The 10,746-nt window shown below is 60.1% G+C and carries 2 protein-coding genes; both read left to right on the top strand.

Features of this window, described 5'->3' with window-relative positions; translation table 11 throughout:
- Positions 1-16: 16 nt before the first annotated feature.
- A complete protein-coding gene (locus CFERDRAFT_RS12515; protein WP_040433827.1) occupies positions 17-7,675 on the top strand; it encodes a YDG domain-containing protein in 7,659 nt (2,552 codons plus the stop codon).
- 4 nt (positions 7,676-7,679) lie between these two features.
- On the top strand, positions 7,680-10,745 hold the full coding sequence (locus CFERDRAFT_RS11185; protein WP_006367346.1) for a beta strand repeat-containing protein: 3,066 nt from the start codon (positions 7,680-7,682) through the stop codon (positions 10,743-10,745).
- The last annotated feature ends 1 nt before the right edge of the window (position 10,746 follow it).

Below are 10,746 nucleotides of genomic sequence, written 5' to 3'. Positions count from 1 at the left end.
CGCGACGAGCAAGGATGTGTCGGCGACAATAACGGCGAAGTCGGTAACGCTGAGTGGGGTGAAGACGTATAGCGGCACGACGGGTCTGAGTGGGTCGGTAACGATAGGCGGCCTGTTGAGCGGCCAGACGCTGGGCTATAGCGGCTCGACAGCAAGTGACGCGCATGTATCGACGACGAACAAGTATATCAGTGCGATAACGCTGCTTGACGGAACGGGTCTGGCGAGTAACTATGCGTTGCCGAGCCTGACGGGGTACAGCGCGGGAGTGAACAGCGTGACGATCAATGCGGCGACGCTGACGCCGACGGTGACGAACGCGGGCGTGACGAAGACGTACGACACGACGACGGATGCGCCAGGCGGGTTTACGGCGACGTACAGCTACAGCGGTCTGGTGAGCGGTGACACGTCAGCGACGTTGAGCAACAGTGGAAGCGCCTATAACAGTGCGAATGTCGTCGGAGCCAACAAGGTAACGGTAAGCGGTCTGTCGATAGGGAGCATAACGGGCACGAACAGTTCAGCGGCGAGTGACTACGTGCTGGACGCGACGAGCAAGGATGTGTCGGCGACAATAACGGCGAAGTCGGTAACGCTGAGTGGGGTGAAGACGTATAGCGGCACGACGGGTCTGAGTGGGTCGGTAACGATAGGCGGCCTGTTGAGCGGCCAGACGCTGGGCTATAGCGGCTCGACAGCCAGTGACGCGCATGTATCGACGACGAACAAGTATATCAGTGCGATAACGCTGCTTGACGGAACGGGTCTTGCGAGTAACTATGCGTTGCCGAGCCTGACGGGGTACAGCGCGGGAGTGAACAGCGTGACGATCAATGCGGCAACGCTGACGCCGACGGTGACGAACGCGGGCGTGACGAAGACGTACGACACGACGACGGATGCGCCAGGCGGGTTTACGGCGACGTACAGCTACAGCGGTCTGGTGAGCGGTGACACGTCAGCGACGTTGAGCAACAGTGGAAGCGCCTATAACAGTGCGAATGTCGTCGGAGCCAACAAGGTAACGGTAAGCGGTCTGTCGATAGGGAGCATAACGGGCACGAACAGTTCAGCGGCGAGTGACTACGTGCTGGACGCGACGAGCAAGGATGTGTCGGCGACGATAACGGCGAAGTCGGTAACGCTGAGTGGGGTGAAGACGTATAGCGGGACGACGGGTCTGAGTGGGTCGGTAACGATAGGCGGCCTGTTGAGCGGCCAGACGCTGGGCTATAGCGGCTCGACAGCCAGTGACGCGCATGTATCGACGACGAACAAGTATATCAGTGCGATAACGCTGCTTGACGGAACGGGTCTGGCGAGTAACTATGCGTTGCCGAGCCTGACGGGGTACAGCGCGGGAGTGAACAGCGTGACGATCAATGCGGCGACGCTGACGCCGACGGTGACGAACGCGGGCGTGACGAAGACGTACGACACGACGACGGATGCGCCAGGCGGGTTTACGGCGACGTACAGCTACAGCGGTCTGGTGAGCGGTGACACGTCAGCGACGTTGAGCAACAGTGGAAGCGCCTATAACAGTGCGAATGTCGTCGGAGCCAACAAGGTAACGGTAAGCGGCCTGTCGATAGGGAGCATAACGGGCACGAACAGTTCAGCGGCGAGTGACTACGTGCTGGACGCGACGAGCAAGGATGTGTCGGCGGTGATAACGGCGAAGTCGGTAACGCTGAGTGGGGTGAAGACCTATAGCGGGACGACGGGTCTGAGTGGGTCGGTAACGATAGGCGGCCTGTTGAGCGGCCAGACGCTGAACTATAGCGGCTCGACAGCCAGTGACGCGCATGTATCGACGACGAACAAGTATATCAGTGCGATAACGCTGCTTGACGGAACGGGTCTGGCGAGTAACTATGCGTTGCCGAGCCTGACGGGGTACAGCGCGGGAGTGAACAGCGTGACGATCAATGCGGCGACGCTGACGCCGACGGTGACGAACGCGGGCGTGACGAAGACGTACGACACGACGACGGATGCGCCAGGCGGGTTTACGGCGACGTACAGCTACAGCGGTCTGGTGAGCGGAGACACGTCAGCGACGTTGAGCAACAGTGGAAGCGCCTATAACAGTGCGAATGTCGTCGGAGCCAACAAGGTAACGGTAAGCGGCCTGTCGATAGGGAGCATAACGGGCACGAACAGTTCAGCGGCGAGTGACTACGTGCTGGACGCGACGAGCAAGGATGTGTCGGCGACGATAACGGCGAAGTCGGTAACGCTGAGTGGGGTGAAGACGTATAGCGGGACGACGGGTCTGAGTGGGTCGGTAACGATAGGCGGCCTGTTGAGCGGCCAGACGCTGGGCTATAGCGGCTCGACAGCCAGTGACGCGCATGTATCGACGACGAACAAGTATATCAGTGCGATAACGCTGCTTGACGGAACGGGTCTTGCGAGTAACTATGCGTTGCCGAGCCTGACGGGGTACAGCGCGGGAGTGAACAGCGTGACGATCAATGCGGCGACGCTGACGCCGACGGTGACGAACGCGGGCGTGACGAAGACGTACGACACGACGACGGATGCGCCAGGCGGGTTTACGGCGACGTACAGCTACAGCGGTCTGGTGAGCGGTGACACGTCAGCGACGTTGAGCAACAGTGGAAGCGCCTATAACAGTGCGAATGTCGTCGGAGCCAACAAGGTAACGGTAAGCGGCCTGTCGATAGGGAGCATAACGGGCACGAACAGTTCAGCGGCGAGTGACTACGTGCTGGACGCGACGAGCAAGGATGTGTCGGCGACGATAACGGCGAAGTCGGTAACGCTGAGTGGGGTGAAGACGTATAGCGGGACGACGGGTCTGAGTGGGTCGGTAACGATAGGCGGCCTGTTGAGCGGCCAGACGCTGGGCTATAGCGGCTCGACAGCCAGTGACGCGCATGTATCGACGACGAACAAGTATATCAGTGCGATAACGCTGCTTGACGGAACGGGTCTTGCGAGTAACTATGCGTTGCCGAGCCTGACGGGGTACAGCGCGGGAGTGAACAGCGTGACGATCAATGCGGCGACGCTGACGCCGACGGTGACGAACGCGGGCGTGACGAAGACGTACGACACGACGACGGATGCGCCAGGCGGGTTTACGGCGACGTACAGCTACAGCGGTCTGGTGAGCGGTGACACGTCAGCGACGTTGAGCAACAGTGGAAGCGCCTATAACAGTGCGAATGTCGTCGGAGCCAACAAGGTAACGGTAAGCGGCCTGTCGATAGGGAGCATAACGGGCACGAACAGTTCAGCGGCGAGTGACTACGTGCTGGACGCGACGAGCAAGGATGTGTCGGCGGTGATAACGGCGAAGTCGGTAACGCTGAGTGGGGTGAAGACCTATAGCGGGACGACGGGTCTGAGTGGGTCGGTAACGATAGGCGGCCTGTTGAGCGGCCAGACGCTGAACTATAGCGGCTCGACAGCCAGTGACGCGCATGTATCGACGACGAACAAGTATATCAGTGCGATAACGCTGCTTGACGGAACGGGTCTGGCGAGTAACTATGCGTTGCCGAGCCTGACGGGGTACAGCGCGGGAGTGAACAGCGTGACGATCAATGCGGCGACGCTGACGCCGACGGTGACGAACGCGGGCGTGACGAAGACGTACGACACGACGACGGATGCGCCAGGCGGGTTTACGGCGACGTACAGCTACAGCGGTCTGGTGAGCGGTGACACGTCAGCGACGTTGAGCAACAGTGGAAGCGCCTATAACAGTGCGAATGTCGTCGGAGCCAACAAGGTAACGGTAAGCGGTCTGTCGATAGGGAGCATAACGGGCACGAACAGTTCAGCGGCGAGTGACTACGTGCTGGACGCGACGAGCAAGGATGTGTCGGCGACGATAACGGCGAAGTCGGTAACGCTGAGTGGGGTGAAGACGTATAGCGGGACGACGGGTCTGAGTGGGTCGGTAACGATAGGCGGCCTGTTGAGCGGCCAGACGCTGGGCTATAGCGGCTCGACAGCCAGTGACGCGCATGTATCGACGACGAACAAGTATATCAGTGCGATAACGCTGCTTGACGGAACGGGTCTTGCGAGTAATTATGCGTTGCCGAGCCTGACGGGGTACAGCGCGGGAGTGAACAGCGTGACGATCAATGCGGCGACGCTGACGCCGACGGTGACGAACGCGGGCGTGACGAAGACGTACGACACGACGACGGATGCGCCAGGCGGGTTTACGGCGACGTACAGCTACAGCGGTCTGGTGAGCGGTGACACGTCAGCGACGTTGAGCAACAGTGGAAGCGCCTATAACAGTGCGAATGTCGTCGGAGCCAACAAGGTAACGGTAAGCGGTCTGTCGATAGGGAGCATAACGGGCACGAACAGTTCAGCGGCGAGTGACTACGTGCTGGACGCGACGAGCAAGGATGTGTCGGCGACGATAACGGCGAAGTCGGTAACGCTGAGTGGGGTGAAGACCTATAGCGGCACGACGGGTCTGAGTGGGTCGGTAACGATAGGCGGCCTGTTGAGCGGCCAGACGCTGGGCTATAGCGGCTCGACAGCCAGTGACGCGCATGTATCGACGACGAACAAGTATATCAGTGCGATAACGCTGCTTGACGGAACGGGTCTGGCGAGTAACTATGCGTTGCCGAGCCTGACGGGGTACAGCGCGGGAGTGAACAGCGTGACGATCAATGCGGCGACGCTGACGCCGACGGTGACGAACGCGGGCGTGACGAAGACGTACGACACGACGACGGATGCGCCAGGCGGGTTTACGGCGACGTACAGCTACAGCGGTCTGGTGAGCGGTGACACGTCAGCGACGTTGAGCAACAGTGGAAGCGCCTATAACAGTGCGAATGTCGTCGGAGCCAACAAGGTAACGGTAAGCGGTCTGTCGATAGGGAGCATAACGGGCACGAACAGTTCAGCGGCGAGTGACTACGTGCTGGACGCGACGAGCAAGGATGTGTCGGCGACGATAACGGCGAAGTCGGTAACGCTGAGTGGGGTGAAGACGTATAGCGGGACGACGGGTCTGAGTGGGTCGGTAACGATAGGCGGCCTGTTGAGCGGCCAGACGCTGGGCTATAGCGGCTCGACAGCCAGTGACGCGCATGTATCGACGACGAACAAGTATATCAGTGCGATAACGCTGCTTGACGGAACGGGTCTTGCGAGTAACTATGCGTTGCCGAGCCTGACGGGGTACAGCGCGGGAGTGAACAGCGTGACGATCAATGCGGCGACGCTGACGCCGACGGTGACGAACGCGGGCGTGACGAAGACGTACGACACGACGACGGATGCGCCAGGCGGGTTTACGGCGACGTACAGCTACAGCGGTCTGGTGAGCGGTGACACGTCAGCGACGTTGAGCAACAGTGGAAGCGCCTATAACAGTGCGAATGTCGTCGGAGCCAACAAGGTAACGGTAAGCGGTCTGTCGATAGGGAGCATAACGGGCACGAACAGTTCAGCGGCGAGTGACTACGTGCTGGACGCGACGAGCAAGGATGTGTCGGCGACGATAACGGCGAAGTCGGTAACGCTGAGTGGGGTGAAGACGTATAGCGGGACGACGGGTCTGAGTGGGTCGGTAACGATAGGCGGCCTGTTGAGCGGCCAGACGCTGGGCTATAGCGGCTCGACAGCAAGTGACGCGCATGTATCGACGACGAACAAGTATATCAGTGCGATAACGCTGCTTGACGGAACGGGTCTGGCGAGTAACTATGCGTTGCCGAGCCTGACGGGGTACAGCGCGGGAGTGAACAGCGTGACGATCAATGCGGCGACGCTGACGCCGACGGTGACGAACGCGGGCGTGACGAAGACGTACGACACGACGACGGATGCGCCAGGCGGGTTTACGGCGACGTACAGCTACAGCGGTCTGGTGAGCGGTGACACGTCAGCGACGTTGAGCAACAGTGGAAGCGCCTATAACAGTGCGAATGTCGTCGGAGCCAACAAGGTAACGGTAAGCGGTCTGTCGATAGGGAGCATAACGGGCACGAACAGTTCAGCGGCGAGTGACTACGTGCTGGACGCGACGAGCAAGGATGTGTCGGCGACAATAACGGCGAAGTCGGTAACGCTGAGTGGGGTGAAGACCTATAGCGGGACGACGGGTCTGAGTGGGTCGGTAACGATAGGCGGCCTGTTGAGCGGCCAGACGCTGGGCTATAGCGGCTCGACAGCCAGTGACGCGCATGTATCGACGACGAACAAGTATATCAGTGCGATAACGCTGCTTGACGGAACGGGTCTGGCGAGTAACTATGCGTTGCCGAGCCTGACGGGGTACAGCGCGGGAGTGAACAGCGTGACGATCAATGCGGCGACGCTGACGCCGACGGTGACGAACGCGGGCGTGACGAAGACGTACGACACGACGACGGATGCGCCAGGCGGGTTTACGGCGACGTACAGCTACAGCGGTCTGGTGAGCGGTGACACGTCAGCGACGTTGAGCAACAGTGGAAGCGCCTATAACAGTGCGAATGTCGTCGGAGCCAACAAGGTAACGGTAAGCGGTCTGTCGATAGGGAGCATAACGGGCACGAACAGTTCAGCGGCGAGTGACTACGTGCTGGACGCGACGAGCAAGGATGTGTCGGCGACGATAACGGCGAAGTCGGTAACGCTGAGTGGGGTGAAGACCTATAGCGGGACGACGGGTCTGAGTGGGTCGGTAACGATAGGCGGCCTGTTGAGCGGCCAGACGCTGGGCTATAGCGGCTCGACAGCCAGTGACGCGCATGTATCGACGACGAACAAGTATATCAGTGCGATAACGCTGCTTGACGGAACGGGTCTGGCGAGTAATTATGCGTTGCCGAGCCTGACGGGGTACAGCGCGGGAGTGAACAGCGTGACGATCAATGCGGCGACGCTGACGCCGACGGTGACGAACGCGGGCGTGACGAAGACGTACGACACGACGACGGATGCGCCAGGCGGGTTTACGGCGACGTACAGCTACAGCGGTCTGGTGAGCGGTGACACGTCAGCGACGTTGAGCAACAGTGGAAGCGCCTATAACAGTGCGAATGTCGTCGGAGCCAACAAGGTAACGGTAAGCGGTCTGTCGATAGGGAGCATAACGGGCACGAACAGTTCAGCGGCGAGTGACTACGTGCTGGACGCGACGAGCAAGGATGTGTCGGCGACAATAACGGCGAAGTCGGTAACGCTGAGTGGGGTGAAGACGTATAGCGGCACGACGGGTCTGAGTGGGTCGGTAACGATAGGCGGCCTGTTGAGCGGCCAGACGCTGGGCTATAGCGGCTCGACAGCCAGTGACGCGCATGTATCGACGACGAACAAGTATATCAGTGCGATAACGCTGCTTGACGGAACGGGTCTTGCGAGTAACTATGCGTTGCCGAGCCTGACGGGGTACAGCGCGGGAGTGAACAGCGTGACGATCAATGCGGCGACGCTGACGCCGACGGTGACGAACGCGGGCGTGACGAAGACGTACGACACGACGACGGATGCGCCAGGCGGGTTTACGGCGACGTACAGCTACAGCGGTCTGGTGAGCGGTGACACGTCAGCGACGTTGAGCAACAGTGGAAGCGCCTATAACAGTGCGAATGTCGTCGGAGCCAACAAGGTAACGGTAAGCCGGCCTGTCGATAGGGAGCATAACGGGCACGAACAGTTCAGCGGCGAGTGACTACGTGCTGGACGCGACGAGCAAGGATGTGTCGGCGACGATAACGGCGAAGTCGGTAACGCTGAGTGGGGTGAAGACCTATAGCGGGACGACGGGTCTGAGTGGGTCGGTAACGATAGGCGGCCTGTTGAGCGGCCAGACGCTGAACTATAGCGGCTCGACAGCCAGTGACGCGCATGTATCGACGACGAACAAGTATATCAGTGCGATAACGCTGCTTGACGGAACGGGTCTGGCGAGTAACTATGCGTTGCCGAGCCTGACGGGGTACAGCGCGGGAGTGAACAGCGTGACGATCAATGCGGCGACGCTGACGCCGACGGTGACGAACGCGGGCGTGACGAAGACGTACGACACGACGACGGATGCGCCAGGCGGGTTTACGGCGACGTACAGCTACAGCGGTCTGGTGAGCGGAGACACGTCAGCGACGTTGAGCAACAGTGGAAGCGCCTATAACAGTGCGAATGTCGTCGGAGCCAACAAGGTAACGGTAAGCGGTCTGTCGATAGGGAGCATAACGGGCACGAACAGTTCAGCGGCGAGTGACTACGTGCTGGACGCGACGAGCAAGGATGTGTCGGCGACGATAACGGCGAAGTCGGTAACGCTGAGTGGGGTGAAGACGTATAGCGGGACGACGGGTCTGAGTGGGTCGGTAACGATAGGCGGCCTGTTGAGCGGCCAGACGCTGGGCTATAGCGGCTCGACAGCAAGTGACGCGCATGTATCGACGACGAACAAGTATATCAGTGCGATAACGCTGCTTGACGGAACGGGTCTGGCGAGTAACTATGCGTTGCCGAGCCTGACGGGGTACAGCGCGGGAGTGAACAGCGTGACGATCAATGCGGCGACGCTGACGCCGACGGTGACGAACGCGGGCGTGACGAAGACGTACGACACGACGACGGATGCGCCAGGCGGGTTTACGGCGACGTACAGCTACAGCGGTCTGGTGAGCGGTGACACGTCAGCGACGTTGAGCAACAGTGGAAGCGCCTATAACAGTGCGAATGTCGTCGGAGCCAACAAGGTAACGGTAAGCGGCCTGTCGATAGGGAGCATAACGGGCACGAACAGTTCAGCGGCGAGTGACTACGTGCTGGACGCGACGAGCAAGGATGTGTCGGCGACGATAACGGCGAAGTCGGTAACGCTGAGTGGGGTGAAGACGTATAGCGGGACGACGGGTCTGAGTGGGTCGGTAACGATAGGCGGCCTGTTGAGCGGCCAGACGCTGGGCTATAGCGGCTCGACAGCCAGTGACGCGCATGTATCGACGACGAACAAGTATATCAGTGCGATAACGCTGCTTGACGGAACGGGTCTTGCGAGTAACTATGCGTTGCCGAGCCTGACGGGGTACAGCGCGGGAGTGAACAGCGTGACGATCAATGCGGCAACGCTGACGCCGACGGTGACGAACGCGGGCGTGACGAAGACGTACGACACGACGACGGATGCGCCAGGCGGGTTTACGGCGACGTACAGCTACAGCGGTCTGGTGAGCGGTGACACGTCAGCGACGTTGAGCAACAGTGGAAGCGCCTATAACAGTGCGAATGTCGTCGGAGCCAACAAGGTAACGGTAAGCGGTCTGTCGATAGGGAGCATAACGGGCACGAACAGTTCAGCGGCGAGTGACTACGTGCTGGACGCGACGAGCAAGGATGTGTCGGCGACGATAACGGCGAAGTCGGTAACGCTGAGTGGGGTGAAGACCTATAGCGGGACGACGGGTCTGAGTGGGTCGGTAACGATAGGCGGCCTGTTGAGCGGCCAGACGCTGGGCTATAGCGGCTCGACAGCCAGTGACGCGCATGTATCGACGACGAACAAGTATATCAGTGCGATAACGCTGCTTGACGGAACGGGTCTGGCGAGTAACTATGCGTTGCCGAGCCTGACGGGGTACAGCGCGGGAGTGAACAGCGTGACGATCAATGCGGCGACGCTGACGCCGACGGTGACGAACGCGGGCGTGACGAAGACGTACGACACGACGACGGATGCGCCAGGCGGGTTTACGGCGACGTACAGCTACAGCGGTCTGGTGAGCGGTGACACGTCAGCGACGTTGAGCAACAGTGGAAGCGCCTATAACAGTGCGAATGTCGTCGGAGCCAACAAGGTAACGGTAAGCGGTCTGTCGATAGGGAGCATAACGGGCACGAACAGTTCAGCGGCGAGTGACTACGTGCTGGACGCGACGAGCAAGGATGTGTCGGCGACGATAACGGCGAAGTCGGTAACGCTGAGTGGGGTGAAGACGTATAGCGGGACGACGGGTCTGAGTGGGTCGGTAACGATAGGCGGCCTGTTGAGCGGCCAGACGCTGGGCTATAGCGGCTCGACAGCAAGTGACGCGCATGTATCGACGACGAACAAGTATATCAGTGCGATAACGCTGCTTGACGGAACGGGTCTGGCGAGTAACTATGCGTTGCCGAGCCTGACGGGGTACAGCGCGGGAGTGAACAGCGTGACGATCAATGCGGCGACGCTGACGCCGACGGTGACGAACGCGGGCGTGACGAAGACGTACGACACGACGACGGATGCGCCAGGCGGGTTTACGGCGACGTACAGCTACAGCGGTCTGGTGAGCGGTGACACGTCAGCGACGTTGAGCAACAGTGGAAGCGCCTATAACAGTGCGAATGTCGTCGGAGCCAACAAGGTAACGGTAAGCGGTCTGTCGATAGGGAGCATAACGGGCACGAACAGTTCAGCGGCGAGTGACTACGTGCTGGACGCGACGAGCAAGGATGTGTCGGCGACGATAACGGCGAAGTCGGTAACGCTGAGTGGGGTGAAGACGTATAGCGGGACGACGGGTCTGAGTGGGTCGGTAACGATAGGCGGCCTGTTGAGCGGCCAGACGCTGGGCTATAGCGGCTCGACAGCCAGTGACGCGCATGTATCGACGACGAACAAGTATATCAGTGCGATAACGCTGCTTGACGGAACGGGTCTTGCGAGTAACTATGCGTTGCCGAGCCTGACGGGGTACAGCGCGGGAGTGAACAGCGTGACGATCAATGCGACGACGCTGACGCCGACGTGAC

This window comes from Chlorobium ferrooxidans DSM 13031 (genome assembly GCF_000168715.1).
Lineage (GTDB): Bacteria > Bacteroidota > Chlorobiia > Chlorobiales > Chlorobiaceae > Chlorobium > Chlorobium ferrooxidans.
Note: the sequence above shows the minus strand (reverse complement) of the source record. Positions and strands in the feature narration are given on the sequence as shown.